The sequence below is a fragment of the Burkholderia sp. GbtcB21 genome (assembly GCF_019091065.1).
Classification (GTDB): Bacteria; Pseudomonadota; Gammaproteobacteria; order Burkholderiales; family Burkholderiaceae; genus Burkholderia; species Burkholderia pyrrocinia_C.
Genome location: NZ_JAGXKA010000002.1, coordinates 108,886 through 133,001 on the forward strand (window position 1 = coordinate 108,886; position 24,116 = coordinate 133,001).

15 protein-coding genes and 1 riboswitch are annotated in these 24,116 nt (G+C 69.6%); of the genes, 10 read left to right on the forward strand and 5 right to left on the reverse strand.

Annotated elements, in window-relative coordinates:
* Nucleotides 1-138: 138 nt before the first annotated feature.
* A riboswitch (TPP riboswitch) is annotated at nt 139-255 on the forward strand.
* Between the two features lie 123 nt (nt 256-378).
* The 5 genes from thiC to KVT39_RS04765 all read left to right on the forward strand — a co-directional run bounded on the left by thiC (nt 379) and on the right by KVT39_RS04765 (nt 6,070).
* Nucleotides 379-2,310: a phosphomethylpyrimidine synthase ThiC gene (thiC, locus tag KVT39_RS04745; protein ID WP_034183180.1), complete on the forward strand. Its 1,932-nt coding sequence runs from the start codon at nt 379-381 to the stop codon at nt 2,308-2,310.
* A 259-nt stretch (nt 2,311-2,569) separates the two neighbouring features.
* A complete protein-coding gene (locus KVT39_RS04750; protein ID WP_034183179.1) occupies nt 2,570-2,782 on the forward strand; it encodes a glycine zipper 2TM domain-containing protein in 213 nt (70 codons plus the stop codon).
* Between the two features lie 206 nt (nt 2,783-2,988).
* Entirely contained in the window at nt 2,989-3,237 is a 249-nt protein-coding gene (locus KVT39_RS04755; protein ID WP_034183178.1) for a hypothetical protein, read from the forward strand.
* Nucleotides 3,238-3,381: 144 nt separating this feature from the next.
* Nucleotides 3,382-4,308: a DMT family transporter gene (locus KVT39_RS04760; RefSeq protein ID WP_034183177.1), complete on the forward strand. Its 927-nt coding sequence runs from the start codon at nt 3,382-3,384 to the stop codon at nt 4,306-4,308.
* Between the two features lie 481 nt (nt 4,309-4,789).
* Nucleotides 4,790-6,070 (forward strand): EAL domain-containing protein, encoded by a 1,281-nt coding sequence (locus KVT39_RS04765; RefSeq protein WP_034183176.1) that lies wholly within the window; start codon nt 4,790-4,792, stop codon nt 6,068-6,070.
* A gap of 71 nt (nt 6,071-6,141) precedes the next feature.
* On the opposite strand, the gene arfB is transcribed toward KVT39_RS04765, so the two are convergent.
* Genes arfB through recC form a run of 4 tightly spaced genes read right to left on the reverse strand, consistent with a single transcriptional unit; the run spans nt 6,142 to nt 15,882 of the window.
* The gene (arfB, locus tag KVT39_RS04770; protein WP_072435927.1) at nt 6,142-6,546 is read right to left on the reverse strand and encodes an alternative ribosome rescue aminoacyl-tRNA hydrolase ArfB; all 405 of its coding nucleotides are present in this window, start codon (nt 6,544-6,546) and stop codon (nt 6,142-6,144) included.
* Nucleotides 6,543-8,840 (reverse strand): AAA family ATPase, encoded by a 2,298-nt coding sequence (locus tag KVT39_RS04775; RefSeq protein ID WP_217588019.1) that lies wholly within the window; start codon nt 8,838-8,840, stop codon nt 6,543-6,545. Before KVT39_RS04775 ends, arfB begins: the two co-directional genes overlap by 4 nt.
* Nucleotides 8,837-12,547 (reverse strand): exodeoxyribonuclease V subunit beta, encoded by a 3,711-nt coding sequence (gene recB, locus KVT39_RS04780; RefSeq protein ID WP_217588021.1) that lies wholly within the window; start codon nt 12,545-12,547, stop codon nt 8,837-8,839. The genes KVT39_RS04775 and recB overlap by 4 nt, the downstream gene beginning before the upstream one ends.
* Nucleotides 12,544-15,882 (reverse strand): exodeoxyribonuclease V subunit gamma, encoded by a 3,339-nt coding sequence (recC, locus tag KVT39_RS04785; RefSeq protein WP_217588022.1) that lies wholly within the window; start codon nt 15,880-15,882, stop codon nt 12,544-12,546. The genes recB and recC overlap by 4 nt, the downstream gene beginning before the upstream one ends.
* A gap of 183 nt (nt 15,883-16,065) precedes the next feature.
* Between recC and KVT39_RS04790 the strand changes: the two genes are divergently transcribed.
* A complete protein-coding gene (locus KVT39_RS04790; protein WP_217588023.1) occupies nt 16,066-18,357 on the forward strand; it encodes an FUSC family membrane protein in 2,292 nt (763 codons plus the stop codon).
* A gap of 295 nt (nt 18,358-18,652) precedes the next feature.
* A complete protein-coding gene (locus tag KVT39_RS04795; RefSeq protein ID WP_217588024.1) occupies nt 18,653-20,020 on the forward strand; it encodes an amino acid permease in 1,368 nt (455 codons plus the stop codon).
* Nucleotides 20,021-20,168: 148 nt separating this feature from the next.
* On the opposite strand, the gene KVT39_RS04800 is transcribed toward KVT39_RS04795, so the two are convergent.
* A complete protein-coding gene (locus KVT39_RS04800; protein WP_105390764.1) occupies nt 20,169-20,330 on the reverse strand; it encodes a hypothetical protein in 162 nt (53 codons plus the stop codon).
* A gap of 243 nt (nt 20,331-20,573) precedes the next feature.
* Between KVT39_RS04800 and KVT39_RS04805 the strand changes: the two genes are divergently transcribed.
* From KVT39_RS04805 to KVT39_RS04815, 3 genes are read left to right on the forward strand one after another with little or no spacing between them, the layout of a single operon-like run.
* Nucleotides 20,574-21,617 (forward strand): Fe(3+) ABC transporter substrate-binding protein, encoded by a 1,044-nt coding sequence (locus KVT39_RS04805; RefSeq protein ID WP_217588025.1) that lies wholly within the window; start codon nt 20,574-20,576, stop codon nt 21,615-21,617.
* Nucleotides 21,607-23,295 (forward strand): iron ABC transporter permease, encoded by a 1,689-nt coding sequence (locus tag KVT39_RS04810; RefSeq protein WP_217588026.1) that lies wholly within the window; start codon nt 21,607-21,609, stop codon nt 23,293-23,295. The genes KVT39_RS04805 and KVT39_RS04810 overlap by 11 nt, the downstream gene beginning before the upstream one ends.
* A 4-nt stretch (nt 23,296-23,299) precedes the next feature.
* Nucleotides 23,300-24,073, forward strand: coding sequence for an ABC transporter ATP-binding protein (locus tag KVT39_RS04815; protein ID WP_217588032.1), 774 nt, complete (start codon nt 23,300-23,302; stop codon nt 24,071-24,073).
* Nucleotides 24,074-24,116: the final 43 nt, after the last annotated feature.

The following is a 24,116-nucleotide window of genomic DNA, read 5'->3' on the forward strand; positions in this document are numbered from 1 at the left end:
CCGAGCTGCCGGACCGAACGACAACCGAGCGTGTTGCGGCGCACCCGCCTGCCATGCAGCCCGCCACAGCGCGACTGCACCGGGATAATCACTGTACGCCCGGTTGAAACCGCCGCAAAGCCGGTGTATCGTGTGCCCTTGCTAACGCGGGGGTCCTGCAATGCGTTCGGTCAAACAACCGGCATTGCGGGTGAGAAATACCCTTTGAACCTGATCTGGATAATGCCAGCGCAGGGAAGCGTACGGATTCCGCCGCCATCCTTCTGACGAATCCGCCGCCTCACCAAGCCTCGTCTCCTGCTTAGCTCGAGCCCCACATTCGTCAAGGGCTCCGGGCAAGCGCCGCAGCGCCTGTCCGGCGCTCACACAGGAGATTGCATGAACGCCAATCCGAAGTTTCTGTCCGCCGACGCCCACGTCGATGCTGCTGCCGTCGCGCCGCTGCCGAATTCGCGGAAAGTCTATGTGACCGGCTCGCAGCCCGACATCCGCGTGCCGATGCGCGAAATCACGCAGGCCGACACACCGACCGGCTTCGGCGGCGAAAAGAATCCGCCGATCTACGTGTACGACACGTCGGGCCCCTACACCGATCCGGAAGCGAAGATCGACATCCGCGCGGGCCTGCCCGCGCTGCGCCAGCGCTGGATCGAAGCGCGCGGCGACACCGAAGTGCTCCCCGGCCTGTCGAGCCGATACGGCCTCGAGCGCGCGGCCGATCCGGCCACCGCCGATCTGCGTTTCCCGGGCCTGCACCGCAACCCGCGCCGCGCGCAGGCCGGCAGGAACGTCACGCAGATGCACTATGCGCGTCAGGGCATCATCACGCCGGAAATGGAATACATCGCGATCCGCGAGAACCAGCGTCGTGCCGAATACATCGAGAGTCTGAAGTCGAGCGGCCCGAACGGCGCGAAGCTCGCCGCGATGATGGGCCGCCAGCATCCGGGCCAGGCGTTCGGTGCTGCCGCATTCGGCGCGAATGCGCTCGCCGAGATCACGCCCGAGTTCGTGCGCGACGAAATCGCGCGCGGCCGCGCGATCATCCCCGCGAACATCAACCACCCGGAATCGGAGCCGATGATCATCGGCCGCAACTTCCTCGTGAAGATCAACGCGAACATCGGCAACTCGGCCGTCACGTCGTCGATCGGCGAGGAAGTCGACAAGATGACGTGGGCGATCCGCTGGGGCGGCGACACGGTGATGGACCTGTCGACCGGCAAGCACATCCATGAAACGCGCGAGTGGATCATCCGCAACAGCCCGGTGCCGATCGGCACGGTGCCGATCTACCAGGCGCTCGAAAAGGTCAACGGCAAGGCCGAGGACCTGACCTGGGAAATCTTCCGCGACACGCTGATCGAACAGGCCGAGCAAGGCGTCGACTACTTCACGATCCACGCGGGCGTGCGCCTGCAGTACGTGCCGCTCACCGCGAACCGGATGACCGGCATCGTGTCGCGCGGCGGCTCGATCATGGCGAAGTGGTGCCTCGCGCATCACAAGGAAAGCTTCCTGTACGAACACTTCGAAGAGATCTGCGAGATCATGAAGGCGTACGACGTGAGCTTCTCGCTCGGCGACGGCCTGCGTCCCGGCTCGATCTACGACGCGAACGACGAAGCGCAGCTCGGCGAGCTGAAGACGCTCGGCGAACTCACGCAGATCGCGTGGAAGCACGACGTGCAGGTGATGATCGAAGGCCCCGGCCACGTGCCGATGCAGCTGATCAAGGAGAACATGGATCTCCAGCTCGACTGGTGCAAGGAAGCGCCGTTCTACACGCTCGGGCCCCTCACCACCGACATCGCACCGGGCTACGACCACATCACGTCGGGCATCGGCGCCGCGATGATCGGCTGGTTCGGCACCGCGATGCTGTGCTACGTGACGCCGAAGGAGCACCTCGGTCTGCCGAACAAGGACGACGTGAAGGAAGGCATCATCACGTACAAGCTCGCCGCGCACGCCGCCGACCTCGCGAAGGGCCACCCGGGCGCGCAGGTGCGCGACAACGCGCTGTCGAAGGCGCGCTTCGAGTTCCGCTGGGAAGACCAGTTCAACATCGGCCTCGATCCGGACAAGGCGCGCGAATTCCACGACGAAACGCTGCCGAAGGATTCGGCGAAGGTCGCGCACTTCTGCTCGATGTGCGGCCCGCACTTCTGCTCGATGAAGATCACGCAGGACGTGCGCGAATTTGCGGCGCAGCAGGGCGTGTCGGAAACCGAAGCGCTGAAGAAGGGGATGGAAGTGAAGGCGGTCGAGTTCGTCAAGACCGGCGCCGAGATCTATCACCGTCAATAAGCGAACGAGCGAACGCGGCGATCCGCACCTGACATGCATCGCGATGCACGAAGCCCGCTTTCGAGCGGGCTTTTTTACGCATGTCGCGTGGCCTGCGCATGTCGCGTGCCTGCCGGCGCACGGGGAAACAAATGATTACGAAACCGCGCGAGGCTTAACAAGTCCTTACAGCAGCGGCGCGGGACGGCGCGTAGATTGAAAACATGCGTGGCCGCCCGCCGGTCGCGCGCCTTCCGTTCACAACCACAGGACAACGATCATGAAATCGATTCGGCGTATTGGGGTATGTGCGCTCCTCGTCGCGACGGTGACAAGCCTGTCGGCCTGCGATTCGATGACGAGACGCCAGCGCGACACGGCAATCGGTGCGGGTGTCGGCGGCGTCGCCGGCGCGGCGATCGGCGGCAACGCGCTGTCGACGCTGGGCGGCGCGGCGGCTGGCGGCATCATCGGCAACCAGATCGGCAAGTAAAACGGCTGGACGCGGTCTGCCAGACGCGGCGCAACATTTCAATCAAGCGGCGTTTCCGCGGTGCGGAAGCGCCGTTTTCGCATGCGGCGCCGCAACACGGGCAGCAGCGGGCCGGAAATGATCCGTTACCGTTTTGCACACCGTGTCATCGGCGCGCGGCCTAAGCTTAAGCATCTGCCGATTGCCGGCTTCGCCGGAGAAACATCATGAACAGGACCCTCGTCGCCGCGGCGCTCGCCTGCACGACGCTCGCCGGCTGCTACTACCCATACGGCTATTATCCTGGCGGCTATTACACGGCGGCACCGGTGCAGCCGGCGCCCGTGTACGTCGATCCGGGCCCCGCCTACTACTATCCGGCGCCTGCGTATGCACCGGCGTGGGGCGGCTATTGGGGACCGGCGGTGTCGCTCAATTTCGGCTTCGGCGGACGCGGCGGCTGGCGCCATCACTGATCGGGCAACGCCGCCGGCAGCCGGCAGTCCCGCGGCTGCTTCCGGCGGCATTTCCCGTTTCTTGCCATTTCATCGAATCGTGAAACGACGGCGTGGTAACGCAGTGTAAGATTCACCGCATCCCGTCCCTCGCCCTCACGCTCGATGTCACCCAAGAACGCCATTCTGCTGACCGTGCTCGCTGCCCTGTGGGGCGCTTCGTTCCTGTTCATCCGGATCGGCGTGATCGATTTCGGCGTCGCGCCGCTGATGGCACTGCGCGTGGGCATCGGTGCGCTGTTTCTCACCGGCTTTGCGCTGACGCGCTTCAAACCCGCCGATCTCGGCGCGCGGCTGCGCCGTCATGCATGGCCATTGTTCGTCGTCGGCGCGCTGAACTCGGGCATACCGTTCTGCCTGTTCGCGTTCGCCGAACTGACGCTGTCGGCCGGCCTGACGTCGGTGATCAACGCGACGACGCCGCTGTGGGGCGCGCTCGTGGCCTACCTGTGGCTGAAGGACAAACTGTCGCTGCCGCGCGCGCTCGGCCTCGTGATCGGTTTTGCCGGCGTGATCACGCTCGTGTGGAACCAGATCGCGAATGCGCACGGCGACACGGGCGCCGGCACGACGGCGCTTGCCGCCGCCGCGGCGCTCGGCGCGACGCTGCTGTACGGCATCGCGGCCAATTACACGAAGCGCAAGCTCAGCGGCGTCGACCCGCTCGTCAACGCGACCGGCAGCATGATCGGCTCGACCGTCCTGCTGCTGCCGTTCGCGATCGCCACCTGGCCGGCCGCGTCGGTCGGCGCGCACGCATGGGGCGCCGTGCTCGGCCTCGGCATCGCATGCACGGGCATCGCGTATTTCATCTTCTTCTACCTGATCGCGCATGTCGGCCCCGCCCGCGCGATTACCGTGACGTTCGTGATCCCGGTGTTCGGCCTGCTGTGGGGCGCGCTGTTCCTCGACGAACACGTGTCGGCCGTGATGATCGAAGGCTGCGCGATCGTGCTCGTCGGCACCGCGCTCGCGACCGGCGTGATCAAGCGGATTCCCGGTCTGGGGCCGCGTAGCGGCGAAGCAACCTGAGAATCAGGGCGCGCGCGCTGCCGGCCGTCGTGCGGTGACCACCGGCGGCCGAGCGCAACCGGTTCCCCCGGCGCGCCGGCATTCATCCGACGGCGCGCCCGCCCGCGCGCGGGGCTGCCCGCCGCGGGTTTTCCCGCGCCGCCACGCACACCATGCGGCGGCGACGCACGGGTCATGCCATCGCACCATGCCACCGGATTGTCATGTGCTTGCGCGGCGCCCTTCGCTTCGTGGCGGTGATGCACCGCGCGCACTCGGGCGGCGCCGGTCATCGCTGCGCGCCGCCATGGCCGCGGCCGCGTACCGCGTGCGTGTGGAGTTTCCCTGATACGCGCGGCGCCGCATTCCCGTTACACTCGGAACACTCATCCGCAGAAGGCGGTCACGATGCCCCACGTTCTTTCGCGTCCGCCTGCGCATGCGACTGCTTCAGTGTGGCAGCGCACTGCCGCCCCGCCGCTCGCCCCCGGGCACCGTTGACATGAAGCCCGCCCACGACCTGTCGCTCGATTCCCTGCTCGAACGCCTCACGCTGACGCCCGGCGGCTGGCTCGCCACCTATCGCACCACGACGCTGCGCAGCGTATTCCAGCCCGTGCTGTCGATCACGCACAAGCGCGTGGTCGGCTACGAGGCGCTGCTGCGCGTCGTCGACGCGAACGGCGCGCTGGTCTCGCCCACCGCCCTCTTCGACAAGACGCGCGCCGACGCCGATGCGCTGCTGCTCGACCGGCTCGCGCGCTGCCTGCACACGGCCAATTTCGTCGCGCAGGGCATCGGCGACGGCTGGCTGTTCCTGAACGTGACGCCGCGCGTGCTCGACTCGGGCCTCGTGCAGCGCGAGTTCGTCGAGGCGCTGTGCCGGCATTTCGGGTTGCCGCCGAACCGCATCGTGCTGGAAGTCGTCGAACAGCCGTCGCGCGACGAAGCCGCGCTCGCCCGCACGATCGACATGATCCAGCATCGCGACTTCCTGATCGCGATCGACGATTTCGGCACGGGATTCTCGAATTTCGACCGCGTGTGGCGCGCGCGGCCCGACATCGTCAAGCTCGATCGCTCGCTCGTCGAGCGCTCGACCGGGTCGGCCGACGACCGCCGTATCATGCATCACCTCGTGTCGATGCTGCACCAGGCCGGCGCGATGGTGCTTGCCGAGGGCGTCGAAAGCGACGACGCGCTGCAGGCGCTGATGGAAGCCGACATCGATTTCGTGCAGGGCTTCCAGTTCGGCCAGCCCGATACATCGATCGCGCACGCGAGCGCGGCCGCGCCCGCGATGCTCGACGCCGCGTGGAAGCGCTTCATCGCGCGCCGGCACACGCCGGCCATCGCCGAGCAGCCGGGCTTCGACGCGATCGAGCGGCTCGTGCTCACGGGCGCAGCCGCGTTTTCCGCGAGCGGCAACCTGCAGGATGCCGCGCAACGCGTGTTCGCGGTGCCGGCCGCGCGCCGCGTGTTCGTCACCGACGAGATCGGCGAGCAGTTCCTGCCGTCGATCGGCGCGCCCCCCGACGACGGCCAGGCGAGCGCCACCCGCCTGTCGCCGCTGTTCCCGGAAACCCACAGCAACTGGTCGCGCCGCCCGTACTTCCAGCGCGCGATCGCCGCGCCCGGGCGCGTCGCGCTGATGGGCCCGCACTTCTCGCTGACGGAAGGCCGCGACTGCTACACGGCCGCCGTCGCGATCCGCGCGCAGAGCCGGCTCGTCGTGTTCTGCGTCGACTTCGTGCTCGACAGCGCGGGAACCGTGATGCGCTAGCCGGCCGGCGCGGCGGCGGGCGTTCGCCCGCGATGCCCCGTCGAGCATGCGGCCCTCCGGCCATCCATGCGTCAGTCGACCACCTTCCCTCTGCCCGACTTCACCGCGCTGCGGCGCGACTTGTGCTCGAGCCGCCGCTCCTTCGACGCGCGCGTCGGCCGCGTCGCGACCCGTGCGCGCGGCGTGAACGCGACGCCGGCGATCAGCGTATCGAGCCGCGCGAGCGCGGCTTCGCGGTTCTTCTCCTGCGTGCGGTATTCCTGCGACTTGATCACGACGATGCCGTCGCGCGTGATGCGCTGGTCGGACAGCGCGAGGAGCCGCTCCTTGATGACGGGCGGCAGCGACGAAGCGCGGATGTCGAAGCGCAGGTGGATCGCGCTCGACACCTTGTTCACGTTCTGCCCGCCCGCGCCCTGTGCGCGCACGGCCGTCCATTCGACTTCGGCCGGATCGAGCGTATAGCGGATCATCATCGCGAAGCCTCCATGCGGCGCCGTGCGAGTGCCTCGTCGACGCGGGCCGCGAGGCCCGAGTCGCGCTGCGTACGCGTCGCGACCGCCTGCGCCAGCACGCGCCGCGGCCCGATCACCTGCACGCGCGTGCGTGCCCGTGTCACGGCCGTGTAGACGAGTTCGCGCGTGAGCACGCGGCCGAACGACGCCGGCAGCACGAGCGCGGCCTCGTCGAATTCCGAGCCCTGCGATTTGTGGACCGTCAGCGCAAACGCGGTTTCGTGCGGCGGCAGCGCGGCCGGCGACACCGCGCGCGCGGTGCCGTCCGCGCGCCTGAACCACACGCGCAGCACGCCGTGCGCATCGGGCAGCGCGATGCCGATGTCGCCGTTGAACAGCCCGAGCGCATAGTCGTTGCGCGTCACCATGATCGGCCGCCCGGTGAACCAGTGCGCACCGACCGCGAGCGGCACGCGTGCCGCATGCCGCACGTGCGCGGCCACGAGCGCGTTGACGTGCTCCGCGCCGCGCAAGCCGCTGCGGGTCGCGCACAGGATCCGGAACCGGTTGAGCGCGTCGAACAGCGGCAGCGGATCGGGCACCGGCGCGGCCAGCGCGTCGCGCAATGCATCGAGGTAGGCGCCGAACCGCCGCGCGAGCCGCTCGACCGTCGACGACGCGAGCGACTCGCCCGCATCGTCGTGGAACGACGCGGCAGCCGCGTCGTCCGCGGGCAGCGCATCGAGCGCGGCCTGCACGTCGCCGCGGCGGATCGCGAGCGACAGCCGCCCGATCGGCGAATCGAGACCGAAGCGGTAATTGCGTTCGAGCCACACGACGCAGTCGGCGAGCGGCGCCGGTGCGGACGTGGCGGGCGATGCAGCGGTTTCGCCGGGCGATGTCGACGTGATCGACGCAAGCGCCGCGTCGCCTGCATCGAACGGCGGCAGCTCGACGGCGTCGAGCCACGCGAGTTCGTCGACCTCGATCCATGCGGCGGCGTTGCCCGCATCGCCGATATCGCCGGCATCGGTCAATGCCGGACCGGCGGACGGAGATGGCGCGACGTCGGCCGCGGCAACCGCGTCGTCCTGCGGTTCGTCGTCGAACAGCGACGCCTGTCGCGCATCGGCGCGCGGACGCGACGCGCGTTTTCGTGAAGCGGCGGCGGATACCGAAGCGGAAGCCTGGGCCTGGGCCGCAGTGGAAACCGGATTCGCAGCAGGCACAGTCGCCGCCGCTTCGTCCGGCACCGGCAATGCCGCGACGAACGCCGCCTCGTCGATACCGAGCGCCTGCGCGATGCGCATGCGCGCCGCGGCGGTAAACGCCGGCCGCGCGCTCAGCTCCGCGAACACGGCGCCCGCCTCGACCGCGGCCAGTTGATCCTTGTCGCCGAGCAGCACGAGCCGCGCACCCGGCGCGAGCGCGTCGAGCAGGTGCGCGGCAAGCGCGACGTCGATCATCGACGCCTCGTCGACGACGATCAGGTCGTACGGCAGCGGATTGTCGCGATGATGCCGGAAGCCGGCCGCCCCGCCGCCGCCCAGCAGGCGATGCAGCGTGTACGACGTGTCGGGCAGGCGCGCCGCGAGCTCGGGCGGCAGGTCCCCGGCCCGTGCATGCAGCGCTTCCTGCATCCGCTGCGCGGCCTTGCCGGTCGGTGCGGCCAGCGCGACGCGCAGCCCCGGATGCGCATCGAGCAGACAGGCCAGCACGCCGACGACGGTCGTCGTCTTGCCGGTGCCGGGGCCGCCGCTGACGATCGTCACGCGGCCCGTCAACGCGACGATCGCCGCGACGCGCTGCCAGTCGACTTCGCCGGTCGCGGGCCCGAAGTAACGCGCGAGGTTGTCGCGCAACCGCTCGGGCGACAGCCCGTCGTCCGGCACCGCGACGCCGGCCTGCGCAACGAGCGCATCGGCCAGCCGCCGTTCGTAATCGAAATAGCGCGACAGGTACAGGTGGTCGTGCCGATCGACGATCAGCGGCCGTTCGTCGCCGCGCGCGAGCGTGCCGAACGCGACCACGCCGCTCGCGGCGAGCGCCGCGCGGATGTCGTCGAGCGGCTCTTCGTAGCGCTGCGCGAGCGCGCCAAGCGCGACGCATACGTGGCCGCCCGCGGTCGCGCGGCTCGTCGCGAACGCGGCGCGCGCCGCCCAGCGCGCGGCCGTGGCCGGCGCGCCGGCGCGCCGCGCGAGGTCGCCGATACGGCGCGCGAAGCCTTCCGCGAGCGCGATGCCGAAATCGGCGGGCTCGGGCAGTCGCGCGACGAGGCCGCCGGTGAATTCGAGCGTGTCGTCGGATGCATTCATGCGCGCCCCCCTTCCATCATCCGGTCGAGTGCGTCGACGAGCGCGCGTTCGGGCCGCCGCGCATGCACGCCGGCCGGCTCGCCGCCGCTGCGCCAGTCGGGCCGCACGCCGCGCACGAACAGATACAGGTAGCCCGCGATATGCGTGTCGTAGTCGTAATCGGGCAGCCGCCCGCGCAGGTAGCGATGCAGCGCGACCGTGTAGAGCAGCGCCTGCAGGTGATACGCGTGATCGGCCATCGCAACGTCGAGCGCGCGCGGGCCATAGGCGTCCGGCGTCGTGCCGAGATGGTTCGACTTCCAGTCGACGATCCAGAAGCGGCCGTCGTGTTCGACGATCATGTCGATGAAACCCTTGATGAATCCGGCGAGCATGCCCGCCTCCAGTGCAACGTCCGGGTAGCCGTGCGCAACCAGCAGCCGGCGCAGCGCCGTCAGGTCGAGCGACGGTGCCGGAAACAGGAAACCCATTTCGTCGAGCCGCTTCGCGGGATCGAGATCGGCGAGCCGCATGCCCGGCACGAGCTCGGTGCGCACGACATCGTCGACGAGCCGCGCCATCATCGCCGGCAGGCGCGTCGCGAGTTCGGGCTCGGCCTCGACCGGCCGGTCGTGCAGCGCGCCGAGCGCGGCCTGGTGCCACGACTCGGGCTCCGTGAAACGGCTGAGTTCGAACAGACGGTGCAGGCACTCGCCCGCCGCCGCGCCGCGCGGGAACACGAGGATGTCGTCGTCCGGCGGTTCGGGCGCAACCGGATCGGCCAAGATGAACTCGCCGTCCGGCGCCACCGCGGCAAGTGCATCATGATCGGGCCGCAGCTCGTCGTCGGGCACGGCCGCGACGCCGGCCTCCTCGCGCGCCATCGACGCGGTCAGCGAACTGAAGCTCGCCATCCGCCACGCATCGCGCAGCACGCGCGTCGCATGGCGCGCCGCGAGCGTCTGCGACGCGTCGTGCCCGGCCGCGAGACGCTCGCGGCGCGCGGGCACCGGCAGCGGCGCGACGCTCACGGGGCCGCCCGCGAGCGCAAGCCACGCGGCATCGAGCGCCGTTTCGTCGGGCGGCTCGTCGAGCCACGCGTCGAACGACTGGCCGGCACCCGCGACGAGCCAGTTGAGCACGCTGCGCCGCGCTTCGCGCGTCGAGCGCGACGACTGGTACGGCCCGGCGACGACATAGCAGCGATAGACCGCACGCGTGAGCGCCACGTAGACGAGCCGCGCGCGTTCCGCGGCCTGCTCGCGCATCGCCTGCCGCGCCGCGTGCGCGGCCGCTTCGTCGTCGCAGCCGTAATGCAGCACCGCGTCGCCCGCGTCGTCGTGATACTCGCGCGCATCGGGCAGCGCGGACGAAGGCGGCTCGCGCAGCCCGCCGTCGTTCAGAAACGGACAGAACACGATCGCGTATTCAAGGCCCTTCGACTTGTGCACGGTCACGATCTGCACGAGGTTGCGATCGGATTCGAGACGCAACTGCGCTTCCTCGCCGCCGCCGTCGAGCCGTTGCGCGGCGAGCCAGCGCAGCGTCGGTGCGATGCCCGGCTGCGCGGACGCGCGTGCCTGCGTCAGTTCGGCCAGGTGGTTGATGTCGGTCACGCGGCGTTCGCCGTCCGCGCCGGCCATCAGCCGCTCGGCAATCCGCAGCTCGCGCGCGAACGTGCGCCACATCACCGCGAAACCGCGCTCGCGCCACAGCAGCCGATACCGCGAGAAACGTTCGACCCAGCTCATCGCGTCGGCACTGTCGGCCGCGGACGCTTCGTGCGACGCATCGCCGTCGCCCTGTTCCATCCGCCACAGCGCACCGGCATCGAGGCCGAACCAGTCGGCCGCGAGCGCCGAACGCAGACGCCGCAGGTCGCCCGGCGCATCGATCGCCGCCAGCACGCGTTCGAGCTGCTCGGCGTCGCCGGTCGAGAACACCGAGGCCTGCGCCAGTTCGACGCTGCCGATGCCCCACGCGGCGAGCACGCGCTTCACGAGGCTGCCCTGCCGGTGCGTCTGCACGAGCACCGCGATGTTGCCCGGCGACAGCGGCGTGTCGCCCAGCCGCACGTGCCCTTCGCGCGCACCGCGCATCAGCCGCGCGATCTCGGCCGCGCAAGCCTGGGCGGCCTGCGCCTGCGCATCGCGCTTGAGCAGCGTGCCTTCGCCGCCCGGCAACGCCCAGACCCGGAAATCGCCAGCCGGGCCCGGATCGGTTTCGTCGACGAACGGCGCACGCACACGCGTGCCGGCACGCACCGCGTAATAGTCGAGCCCGTCGAGCACGAACGCGCGCGGATTCGCCATGAAGAAGCGGTTGCACGCATCGACGATCGCGGGCGTCGAGCGCTGGTTGACCGCGAGCGTGTAGCACGCGCTCGCGCTCGCGCGCGCCGCAAGATAGGTATGCAGATCGGCCGCGCGGAAGCTGTAGATCGCCTGCTTCGGATCGCCGACGAGGAACAGCGGCCCGCCCGGTGCGAAGATCCGGTTGAAGATCGCGAACTGCAGCGGGTCGGTATCCTGGAACTCGTCGATCAGCGCGGCCGGATAGCGCGCACGCAGCGTGTCGGCGAGCCACGGATGCGCATGCAGCGCGTGATACAGGTTCGCGAGCAGATCGTCGAACGACACGACGCGTCGCGTACGCTTGCGCTCGGCCAGCTCGCCGGGCGCCATGTCGAGCCATTCGGCGATCAGCGCGAGCCAGCGCGCGCGCTGCGTCGCCTCGGCTGCCGCCACGGCCGCTTCGAGCGCGTCGGCCACGTCGAAGAACGCGTGTTCGGGCGTCGCGCCGCCTTTTTTCGTCGCTTTCACGAGCGCGGTGCGCGTGAGCTTCAGTGCGGCCTTCGGCAGCGCGGCCGTCGCGTCGCCCTGCGCGAAATGCGCGGCCCATGCGTCGAGCGCATCGGCAACCGCGTCGGGCTTGTGCGAGCGCTGGTTGAGCGCGGGCTGCGCGGTGCGCAGCAACGCATCGATCGCGTCGCGTTCGGCCGCCCACATCCGCGCCGCCTCGGCGAAGCATTCGGCCGCGGCGGCCTCGGCCGATTCGTCCGGCTCGGTCACGCCGTCCCAGCGCAGCGCGGCGAGCGGCTTCTTCAGCCGGCGCGCGAGCTGCGCATCGAGCGCGGCCGGGCCGGCGCCCGATTCGACGAGCCAGGTCGCGAAGCCCGGCCAGCGCGCGGCCGCCGGTTCGACGCGCGTGCGCCAGAAGTCCGCTGCGAGCTCGAAGCGCAGCGACGCGTCGTCGGCCTCCATGTCGAACGCGAACGGCATCGCGGCCGCGAACGGCGCTTCCTGCAGCGCGCGCTGGCAGAACGCATGGATCGTATGGATCGCGGCCTGGTCGAACGCGCGCAGCGCGCGCCGGATCCGCTTCGCGGCTGTCTCGGGATCGAGCGCGCCGTCTTCGCCGAGCGTGGTTTCGAGCAGGCGCACGATGAACGGATCGCCGCCGTCGTCGCCCGTATCGAGCGCGTGCGCGAGCTGCGCGAGCCGGCCGCGAATCCGCTCGTGCAGCTCGGCCGTCGCCGCCTTCGTGAAGGTCACGACGAGGATTTCGTCCGCGCCGAGATCCTTTTCGAGCAGCAGGCGCACGTATAGCGCGCAGATGTTCCAGGTCTTGCCGGTGCCGGCCGACGCCTCGATCTGGTTGACGCCGTCGAGCGCGCACGCGAACACGTCGAGTTCGAGCGCCGGCTGCGGCTGCGACACGGCGCTCATGCGACCTCCTTCAGATGTTCGACGAGCGGCTCGAACACGAGCCGCGCGAGCGTGCCGAACGGCTCGTCGAGCGACGCGTGCGCGCCGCGCCATGCGATCGCGATGGCCGGATCGTCGGCTTCGCTCACGACGCGCTCGTTGATCCAGACGCTCGCGGCCTTGGCTTCGCCGTCGGACACCCTCGCCCACGCACTGCGCGGGAAAAACCGCAGCGGCATGCGCCGCCCTGCGCGAAACAGCGCGGCAAGCGGCGCGAGCCGTTCGAGCGGCGCCGCGACGGGCGTCAGCTCGAACGCACCGCCGCTGCCGAACCACAGCGTGCGGCGCGGGCCGCCCGGTTCGACCGCACAGTAGACGAGATGCGCGAGCCACGCGGACAGGTAGTCGCGCGCGCTCGACCGTGCATAGCGGTAGATGATCTGCCCGGCCGGCGTCAGCCGGTTCAGCGTGCCGTGCAGTTCGAGCGGTGCGCTGACCGCGTCGCCCGACAGCATCGCGTCGTCGGCGCCGAACAGCGCCTGCTCCGTATCGGGCCACGCGGGCACGATGACGAGCGAAAACGGCCGCCGCTCGATGCCGTCGGCCAGCGCACGGCGCACGTTCGACGCAAGCCGGGTCATCGAGCCGAGCGCCTGGTCGCGCCACACGGCGCCCGTCGCGCCGCCCGGCAACTCGGGGCTCGCGTCCGCAATGCGCAGCGCATGATCGTGCGCGGCCCCATCATCCGATTCGATCAGGAGCGGCAGCACGCGCTCGGCGAGCGCATCGCTGCCGGCGAAGTCGAGCGCGAACGGCTCCGTGTCGAGCAATTCGGCCTGCGCATCGGCGAGCACGATGCCGAGCCGTGCGCGCAGCAGCGCCCGCGCGGGATGCCGCCAGAAGCGCTCGAATTCGCTGAACGCGACGGGCTCGACCGGTTCGGCCGGCAGCGGCTGTGCGAAGAACGGCGGTTCGCGCGAGCCGTCGCGTGACGCGTCGGCGGCCAGCAGCGATGCGAGCGTCGCGCGCTCGGCGTCATAGGAAACGAGCCCGCTGCCGGGCTGGAAATACGCGGCCGCGAACGGTTGCAGCGGATGCTCGATGATGAACGCGCGCCGCGCGGCATCGACCGCGTCCGGCGCCGCGTCGGGCCCGGCCGTGACGAGCGCGAGATGGTCGAGCAGTTCGTCGACGAGTGCCGCGGGCGGCAACGGCGCGTTGTCGCGAATGCTGCGGCCCGTATACGCGATCAGCAGCCGATCGCGTGCGGCGAGCAGCAGGTCGAGAAACAGGTTGCGCTCGTCGTCGCGGCGCTGTCGGTCGCCGAGCTTCGGCAACACGGCCATCAGGTCGAATTCGTCCGCACGCGAGAGGCTCGGCAGCACGCCGTCGTCCATCCCGAGCAGGCAGACGACGCGGTATGGCAGGCCGCGCAGGCTCGTCAGCGACGAGAACGTGACGCCGCCCCACGGCACCCCGCCGCGCGCCGGATCGTCGAGCGCCGCGGCAAGCCCCGCGCGGACGACGGCCGCCGGCAGCGCTTCGTCGGGCGCGCCCTCCGTCATCGCGGCCAGCATCGCGTCGAGCGCGTCGCGCACGCCCGCGAGCCCATCCGCATACGCGGCGCCAGAATCGAAGAAGCGCGCGAGCGTGTCGGCGAACAGCTCGCTCCAGCCGCGCGGCGTGTGCGACTCGGCGAGCCGCCTCGCGAAGCCGTCGAGATCGTCGGTGAAACGCGCGAGCCGGCCGAGCAGTTCGGCCTCGCTGCCCGTGGCCGCCTCGATCGGCAGCCACGCGCCGACCGGCGCCGCGCCTTCGGGCATCGCATAGCCGAGAAAGAGCCGCGCGAGTGCATCGGAGAACGTATGGCGCGGCGCAGGCACGGCCGCGTCGTCGCTCGCACGCGGCGACAGCCCGCGCCGCGCGCCGGCGGCCGCGAGCCAAGTCTGCACCGTCTCGAGCGCAGCCGCATCGATGCCGTAGCGCGCAGCCACCGCATCGACGCGCAGCCATTCGACCAGCTCCGGCGCGCCGACCTGCCGCTCCGGCAGCGCGAGCCAGTCGAGCAGCACGCGCGCGACCGGGTTCGCCTGCGACGGCGGCAGGCCGGTGATCCGGTAAGGCACGCGCGCGCCGCCGGCGCCGGCCGTGCCGAATACCGCATCGATCAGCGGCCCGGCCGCCGCGAGGTCGGCCACCGCGACGAGCACGTCGGACGGCTGCAGGCTCGCGTCGGCATCGAACCACGCGAGCAGCCGGTCGTGCAGCACCTCGAGCTGGCGCGCGAGGCTGTGGCACACGTGCACTTCGATCCCGCGTTCGGCCGGCGCATCGCCGGCTTCGGCCTCCGGCTGCAGTTCGAGGATCGCGTTCTGCACGCGCGCGAGCCACGTCGGCGCGGGATTCTCGACGAAACGCGACGCATCGCCCACCGCGGCGCTTTCGGTCAGCTCATGCAGCATGTGCAGTTGCGCCTGCGTCTGCCGGCCCCACTCGGCGAGCAGCGGATGGCCGACTTCCTGGTAGTCGAGCCGGCCGGCCGCATCGAGCGCCTCGGCATGCGCGGCGGTCACGATGTCGAACCAGAATTCGCGGCACGGGTTCAGCGCGTAGACGCGCACGTCGATCCAGCGCGACAGCTCGCGCAGCAGCGCGACGTGCAGCGGCGGCATCGTCGGCAGTGCGAACACGCTGACCGATTCCGGCCAGTCGGCGCGCGCGACCGCATCGGCATCGAGATGGCGCGCTTCGACGAGGAAGCGGTGCGCGGGCGGCGTGCCGCTGTCGCTCAGTTCCGCGAGCAGCGCGCGCCACAGCGCGGCCTGCCAGCGCTCGTCGTCGCGTGCGGCGTCCCCGATCCCGCGCGGCGCGCCGTCGCCCGCGAGCACCGACTCGCCGGCCTGCCACGCGGCCAGCCATTCGGGGCGATAGGTCAGGTAATGATCGAGCACGGCCGCGACGCGATGCGCGAGCTCGTAGCGCATCGCGTCGTCGGAAGCGGACAGATACGCGGCGAGCCGCGGCGACGCGAGCCACGGCGCGCCGTCGGCCGCCTGCGCGAACAGCCGGTAGCAGCGCCACACGAGGCGGTCGGGCGCGAACGGCGAACGCGCGGGCACCGTCAGCACGCGGCCGATCTGCGCCCACAGCCATTGCGCGAGATACGTGAACTCGACGTTCGCGCACACGCCGTTGCGCGCGGCGATGTCGAGCTCGAGACGGCGGCGCAGCGCCGCGCTCGGCACGATGACCTGCTGCGGCGCCCACGGGCCGTTGCGGGCCGGGAACGCGGCCAGATCCTCGAGCAGCGCATCGGCCAGCGTTTCGTGACGATTCGAATAGAAAAGATGGAGCATGAGGCGGGCGTCGGAACCTCGCGCCGGCCGGGCCGGGCGAACAGGGTCCCCAAGGATAGCAAATGGGCCGCCGCCGCGAGCCTCGGCCGGAAAGCCAGGTTTTACGGACCGCGAAATACGATAGACTCGTCGCCAGTCAAATACGCCGCCCCCGGGCCTCTTCGTCTGCCATTCAGCCCATCGATGCGCTATTCGGTCGAAATCAGAAAGTTTCTCTACAGCCAGTACTTTTTCGGCGGCCTGCGGATCGCGGTCGGCGTTTCACTGCCGGCCGTGCTGTGCCTGATCGTGTTTCACAACCGCGAGCTCGGCTTCACGATCTCGACGGGCGCGCTCGGCGCGTGCGTCGTCGACATGCCGGGCCCGCTGAAGTACAAGCACAACGAAATGCTCGCGTGCAGCGTGATCGGCTTCCTGGCCGCGCTCGCCACCGGCCTCGCGACACCGAACATCTTCGCGCTGTGGCTCACGATCGTGCCGCTCACGTTCGTGTTGTCGCTGATCGTCGTCTACGGCAACCGCTGGCCGCAGATCAGCTTCGCGACACTGTTCATGATGGTGATGACGCTCGAGGAGCAATTCACGCCGCTGCAGGCGCTCGTCAACGCCGGCTGGATTCTCGCGGGCGGCCTCTGGTATACGTACTGGGCCACGCTCGTGTCGCGCTGGCAGGCGCGCCGGATCGAGCAGCAGGCGCTGGCCGAAAGCCTGTTCGCATGCGCGGACTACCTGCTCGCGCGCGCGCAGTTCTACGATCTCGATGCCGATCTCGACGAGTGCTACCGCAATCTCGTCGCGCGGCAGATCACCGCGGTCGAAACGCAGGAAACCGCGCGCGACATCGTGCTGCGCAACCTGCCGAAGCTGCGGCGCGGCAAGCTCGATCCCGGCCGCACGACGATGTACAACCTGTTCATCAACAGCGTCGACCTGCACGAGCTGTTCGTCGGCGCGCATACCGACTACCCGCTCGTGCGCAACACGTTCGGCGGCTCGGATCTGATCATTTTCTACCGCGACCTGATCCGCAAGGCGGCCGCCGATCTCGAGGAGATCGGCCTCGCGGTGCTCGAGAACCGCGCACCGCATTCGCGGATCAGCGTGAAGGCCGAACTGCGCGCGATCGAGTACGAGATCGAGCTGATGCGCAAGAAGAACTTCGCAGCCACCAACGCGGAAGCGTATGCGGCCGTGCTCGCGACGTTCCGGCGCATCTGGAGCGCGACGCGCCTGATCGAACGGATGCGCCGCAACCTGTCGGGCCACGCCGATCCGCAGCAAACCGAACTGAAGATCGACAAGGCGCTCACGCGCTTCCTGCAGCGCCGCCGGATGTCGCCGCTGCTGATCTTCTCGAACCTGAACATGAGCTCGCCGAGCTTGCGCCACGCGCTGCGCGTGACGATCGCGGTGGCGGTCGGCTTCTGGCTCGGCCGGCTGCTGCCGCTCACGAACGCGTACTGGATCGTGATGACGACCATCATCATCCTGAAGCCCGGCTATTCGCTGACCAAGCAGCGCAACGCACAGCGTATCGTCGGCACGCTGATCGGCTGCGCGGCGAGCATCGCGCTGATCTACACGGTGAAGGAGCCGCACCTGCTGATCGCGATCATGTTCGGGTCGATGGTGATGAGCTACAGCCTGCTGCTGTTCAATTACGCGGCGAGCGTCGTATTCACGTCGTCGTACGTGCTGCTGATGTTCCACCTGCTCGCGCCGGGCAGTATGCGGATCATCGGCGAGCGCGCGATCGACACCGTGGTCGGCTGCATGATCGCGATCGCGGCGAGCCGGCTGTTCCCGTACTGGGAATACCGGCTGATGGGCAAGCAGGTCGCCGACATGCTCACGGCGACCCGCAAGTATTTCGAGGCCGTGTGGCGCGTCGGGCGCGGTGCGTCGTCGCCGCCCGTGCCCGCCGCCGACGGCGCGGCCGTGGTGCCGGTCATCGCCGCGGCGGTCGAGACGCCGGCCGCGAGCCTCGACGACGACTACCGCTACCGCCTCGCGCGCAAGGATGTGCACATCGCGTTCGCGAACCTCGGGCAGGCGTTCCAGCGGATGATGATCGAGCCGAAGGCGCACCAGCGTTTCGTGCCCGAGCTGAACGACCTGCTCGTGCAGACGCACGTGCTCGGCGCGCAGATCACGGCCGCCGCGCCGCTGATCCGCAACGCGTGCTCGGCCGACGGCGGTCTCGTCCACGACGACGCACTGCAGCGCGGCCTTGCTGCCGTGCTCGACAATCTCGAGAAGGCCGAAGCCGGCGAGCCGCCGCCTGCCCATCAGCTCGAAGCGTCGAAACAGATCACGCGCGATCTCGACGCGATGGTCGTGTCGGCGGAAAAATCCGACGCGGTCGGCGCCGAGCTCACGCATGACCTGAAGGTGCTTGCGCACCAGTGCAAGCAGATGCTCGCGTCGTCGCTGCTGATCCGCAAGGACGCGAGCGTGATCCGCCTGCCTGCCTGAGCCTGCCCGACCGTTCCCGCCGGTGGCCGGCCCGCGCACGCCGCGGCCCGGCCACCGGCGTTCCCCGATTCAACGAACCCTCGAAGCATGATCCGCCCGCTCCACGCGGCCCGCGCATCCGTCGCGCGACCGCCCCACACCCTATTCCGCTCGTCGCACCAGTCAGGGAATACCCGATTCCGGTTACCGGGCCCGAATTGTTATCATTCGTTCACATTCAAGTTGTATATACAACTTGACGCAGTCGGACCGGTCCCGTTCGCCCGGTCCGTCGCATAACGATATCGGAGACTCGATGAAAAACTTGCAGCGCCACCTGAGCGCGCGGCACATCCGCTTTCTCGCGCTGGGCTCGGCGATCGGCACGGGCCTGTTCTACGGTTCGGCGTCCGCGATCCAGCTCGCGGGCCCGGCCGTGATCCTGGCGTACGTCCTCGGCGGCGCGGCCGTCTACATGGTGATGCGCGCGCTCGGCGAGATGGCCGTGCGCGAACCCGTCGCCGGCTCGTTCGGCCACTACGCGACCGAGAACCTCGGCCCGTTCGCGGGATTCGTCACGGGCTGGACCTACACGCTCGAAATGGTGATCGTCGCGATCGCCGACATCACCGCGTTCGGCATCTACATGGGCTTCTGGTTTCCGGATGTCCCGCAATGGATCTGGGTGCTCGCGGTCGTCGCGATCATCTGCGGGCTGAACCTGTGCCACGTGAAGGTGTTCGGCGAACTCGAGTTCTGGCTGTCGATCATCAAGGTCGGCGCGATCGTCGCGATGATCGGCGGCGGCGTCGCGATCCTGCTGACCGGCATGCACTTCGGCCATTCGGCCGACGTGCCGACGTTCGCGAACCTGTGGAACCATGGCGGCTTCCTGCCGAACGGTATCGGCGGGCTGATCGCGTCGCTGTCGGTCGTGATCTTCGCGTACGGCGGGATCGAGGTGATCGGGATGAGCGCCGGCGAGGCGAAGGACCCGGAGCGCGTGATTCCGCGCGCGATCAACGCGGTGCCCGCGCGCATCCTGCTGTTCTACGTGCTGACGATGGTCGTGCTGATGTCGATCAGCCCGTGGACGGGCGTCGGCGGCGACGGCAGCCCGTTCGTGCAGATCTTCTCGGCGCTCGGCGTGAAGTCGGCCGCGACGATCCTCAACCTGGTCGTGATCAGCGCGGCGATCTCTGCGATCAACAGCGATATCTTCGGCGCGGGCCGGATGATGTTCGGGATGGCGCGGCAGGGCCAGGCGCCTCGCGTGCTGACGACGACGTCGCGGCACGGCGTGCCGTGGGTCACGGTGCTCGTTATGGCCGGTGCACTGCTCGTCGGCGTACTGCTCAATTACCTGATGCCGAAGGACGTGTTCCTGATGGTCGCGGCGATCGCGACGTTCGCAACGGTGTGGGTGTGGCTGATGATCCTGCTGTCGCAGGTTGCGATGCGCCGCCGCCTGTCGAGCGCCGAAGTTGCGGCGCTGAAGTTCAAGGTGCCGCTGTGGCCGGTCGCGCCGGCACTGACGATCGCGTTCATGGGTTTCGTGATCGTGATGCTCGGCTGGTTCGAGGATACGCGCGTCGCGCTGTATGTCGGCGCAGCGTGGCTCGCACTGCTCGCGGCCCTGTTCTACGCACGGATCCGCCCGAACTTAGCGCCCGCGTCACGTTGACGCACGGCTGACCTGCCCGCGCGGCGCGCCGGTTTCGGCGCCCGCTTCCTTTCCCTGCTCCGCGCGGCGCCTGCCGCGCCGGAAGCCGCGGGCTGCCCCCTTTCGCATGCACGCCGTACGCGGCCCGACCGGGCCGCGCACCGGCACGTCAATGCGATGCCGCGCTCGTGGCCTCGGCCGGGTGGGCCTCGTCGTACGCGTGCTTCTGCGAAATCGCGTTGTACAGGATCGTCCCGATCACGAGCAGCACGGCCACGACGATCAGGATGCTCACGTTGCGGACAGGGTTCTTCTTGCGCTGATCGTTCATGGTCGGGGCGATTCCGTCAAATTCGTCGAAGCGGGCATTCTACGCGCTTGCGCCCCCGCCGCGACGCCCCGTTTCCGATCCCCGTCCCCGCCTTCCCTACCGCCCACCGCAAGCTTTCATTTGATAATCATTCCCATTTCGATCTAGAATCCGGAGTCTTTCATTTCGTAATGTTCCGGATCGCTCGGGCGGCAGGCGCGCCCCGGAACGCTCCCCTCGTCCACCTGCCCCACCGGAGTCTTCATGTCGAATCCGCGCACCCGCCTGCTGCCGCTCGCCGGCGCCCTCGCCCTTGCCGCGGCCGCATTCGCGCCGCTGGCCCATGCGGCCGAGGAAGTGAGCCTGTACACCACCCGCGAGCCGAAGCTGATCCAGCCGCTCATCGACGCGTTCACGAAACAGAGCGGCGTCAAGGTCAACACCGTGTTCGTGAAGGACGGTCTGCTCGAGCGCGTGAAGGCCGAAGGCGCGCAGTCGCCGGCCGACGTGCTGATGACGGTCGACGTCGGCAACCTGCTCGATCTCGTCGACGGCGGGCTCACGCAGCCGGTGCGCTCGAAGGCGCTCGACGATGCGATTCCCGCGAACCTGCGCGGCGCGAACGGCGACTGGTATGCACTGTCGCTGCGCGACCGCGTGCTGTACGTCGAAAAGGACCTGAAGGTCGATGCGTTCCGCTACGAAGATCTCGCCGACCCGAAATGGAAGGGCAAGGTCTGCATCCGCTCGGGCCAGCATCCGTACAACACGGCGCTCGTCGCCGCGATGATCGCGCACGACGGCGAAGCCGCGACCGAGAAGTGGCTGCGCGGCGTGAAGGCGAACCTCGCGCGCAAGGCGACGGGCGGCGACCGCGACGTCGCGCGCGACATCCTCGGCGGCATCTGCGACGTCGGTCTTGCGAACGCGTACTACGTCGGTCACATGAAGAACGCCGAACCGGGCACCGATGCACGCAAGTGGGGCGACGCGATCAAGGTCGTGCGGCCGACGTTCGCGAACGCGAAGAGCGGCGGCACGCACGTGAACATCAGCGGCGCGACGGTCGCGAAGCACGCGCCGCACAAGGCCAACGCGGTGAAGCTGCTCGAATACCTCGTGTCGCCGGAAGCGCAGGCGCTGTATGCGCAGGCGAACTACGAATACCCGGTGCGCGCGAACGTGAAGCTCGACCCGGTGATCGCGAGCTTCGGCACGCTGAAGGTCGATCCGCTGTCGCTGGCTGACATCGCGAAGCATCGCAAGCAGGCGAGCCAGCTCGTCGACAAGGTCGGCTTTGACAACTGACGCATCGTCCGCCGGCGCGCGCCGCCAGCCGTATCGGCCGCGCCTGCGGCCGCGCGCGGGCAGCCTGTGGCTGCTCGCGGCGCTGGCGATCGCCGCAGCGGTCGCGGCGCCGCTCGCGGTGCTCGTGGCCGCCGCGTTCGACGCCGATCTCGCGCACTGGCGGCATCTCGCCGAATTCGTGCTGCCGCAGGCGCTCGTCAATACGCTGCTGCTGCTCGCGGGCGTCGGCGCGATCGTGTCGATCGTCGGCACGGGCTGCGCATGGCTCGTTACCGCATACGACTTTCCCGGCCGCCGGATGCTGACGTGGGCGCTGCTGCTGCCGCTCGCGGTCCCCACCTACATCGTCGCGTTCGCGTATCTCGACCTGCTGCACCCGATCGGCCCCGTCCAGGGCGCGATCCGCTGGCTGCTCGGCCTCGACAGCCCACGCCAGTTCCGCCTGCCCGACCTGCGTTCGCTGCCCGGCGCGATCTTCGTGCTCGGCTTCGTGCTGTATCCGTATGTGTACCTGAGCACGCGCGCGATGTTCGTCACGCAGTCCGCGAGCCTGCTCGAAGCCGCGCGCACGCTCGGCGCGGGGCGCGTCGCGACGTTCTGGCGCGTCGTCGTGCCGCTCGCGCGGCCGGCGATCGCGGTCGGCGTGAGCCTCGCGCTGCTCGAAACGCTGAACGACATCGGCGCATCCGAATTCCTCGGCGTGCAAACGCTGACCGTGTCCGTCTACACGACGTGGATCACGCGCTCCGATCTCGCCGGCGCCGCGCAGATCGCGCTCGCGATGCTCGCGATCGTCGTCGGCATGATCGTGCTCGAACGCTACGGACGCCGCCGCCAGCGCTACGCGCATGGCCGGCGCATGCGGCCGATCGCGCCGCGCCGCCTGACGGGCACGGCCGCGTTGGGCGCCGCCGTGCTCGGCTGGCTGCCCGTGCTGCTCGGCTTCGGTGCACCGGCCGCATATCTCGCGGTCGAGACCGGCAAGCGGCTGCATCTCGTCGGCGGCGTGTCCGCGCAGTTGATGACAGGGCTCGCGAACACGCTGACGATCGCCACCGCCGCGACCGCCGCGACGCTCGCGTGCGGGCTCGTCGTCGCGTGGGCCGCACGCGCGCAACGCGACAGCGCCCGCGCGGGCCCTGCCCGCGTGTGTGCACGGATCGCGAGCCTCGGCTACGCGGTGCCGGGCACCGTGCTCGCGATCGGCCTGCTGATCCCGTTCGCGGCGGCCGACCGGCTGTTAGGCGCGGTGCTCGGCCGCGACGGACTGCTGCTGATGGGCTCGGCGACCGCGCTCGTCATCGCATACACCGTGCGCTTTCTCGCGATTCCGGCCGGCAGCATCGAGGCCGGCCTTGCGCGTATCCCGCCGTCGCTCGAACAGGCGTCGCGCTCGCTCGGCGAGACGGCCGGCGGCACGCTGCGCCGCGTGCACCTGCCGCTGCTGCGGCCCGCGCTGACGACGAGCGCGCTGCTGGTGTTCGTCGACGCGATGAAGGAACTACCGGCAACACTGCTGCTGCGTCCGCTGAATTTCGACACGCTCGCGACCTGGTTGTATGCGGAAGCCGCGCGCGGCACCTATGAGGAAGGCGCGGTCGCCGCGCTCGCGATCGTGCTGGCCGGGCTCGTGCCCGTGATCCTGCTCGCCCGCACCCGCCACAAGATCGGAGCCTGAACCCGTGAACCTGCTCGAACTCGATGACCTCCACCTCGGCTACGACACGCCGCAAGGCCGCCGCACGGTGGTCGACGGGCTGAGCCTCGCGCTGCCGCGCGGCGACATCGGCTGCCTGCTCGGCGCGTCGGGCTGCGGAAAAACCACCGTGCTGCGCGCGATCGCCGGCTTCGAACCCGTGCGCATGGGGCGCATCGTGCTGGACGGCACGCCCGTCGCGGCGCCATCGCTCGACGTGCCGCCCGAGCGGCGGCGCGTCGGCATGATGTTCCAGGACTATGCGCTGTTCCCGCACCTGAGCGCGGCCGACAACGTCGCGTTCGGCCTGCGGCGCATGCCGAAGGCCGAACGCCGTGCGCGCGTCGCGGAGCTGCTCGAACTCGTCGGCCTCGCCGGATCCGGCGGCGCCTATCCGCACGAACTGTCGGGCGGCCAGCAGCAGCGCATCGCACTCGCACGCGCGCTCGCGCCGTCGCCGGAGCTGCTGCTGCTCGACGAGCCGTTCTCGAATCTCGACGTCGATACGCGCGAACGGCTCGCGTTCGAACTGCGCGACATCCTGAAGCGCACCGGCCACACCGCGATCCTCGTCACGCACAACCAGGCCGAAGCGTTCGCGATCGCCGACCGGATCGGCGTGATGAAGGACGGCCGGCTCGCGCAATGGGACACGCCGTACGCGCTGCATCACCATCCGGCCAGCCCGTTCGTCGCGGATTTCGTGCGCCGCGACGCGCTGGCCGACGAACGTGCGCGCGCACTGGCGCGCGGCCGCTGAACCCGCGCCGCCGGCGCGATCGGCAACGGCGCCGCGTCTGCAG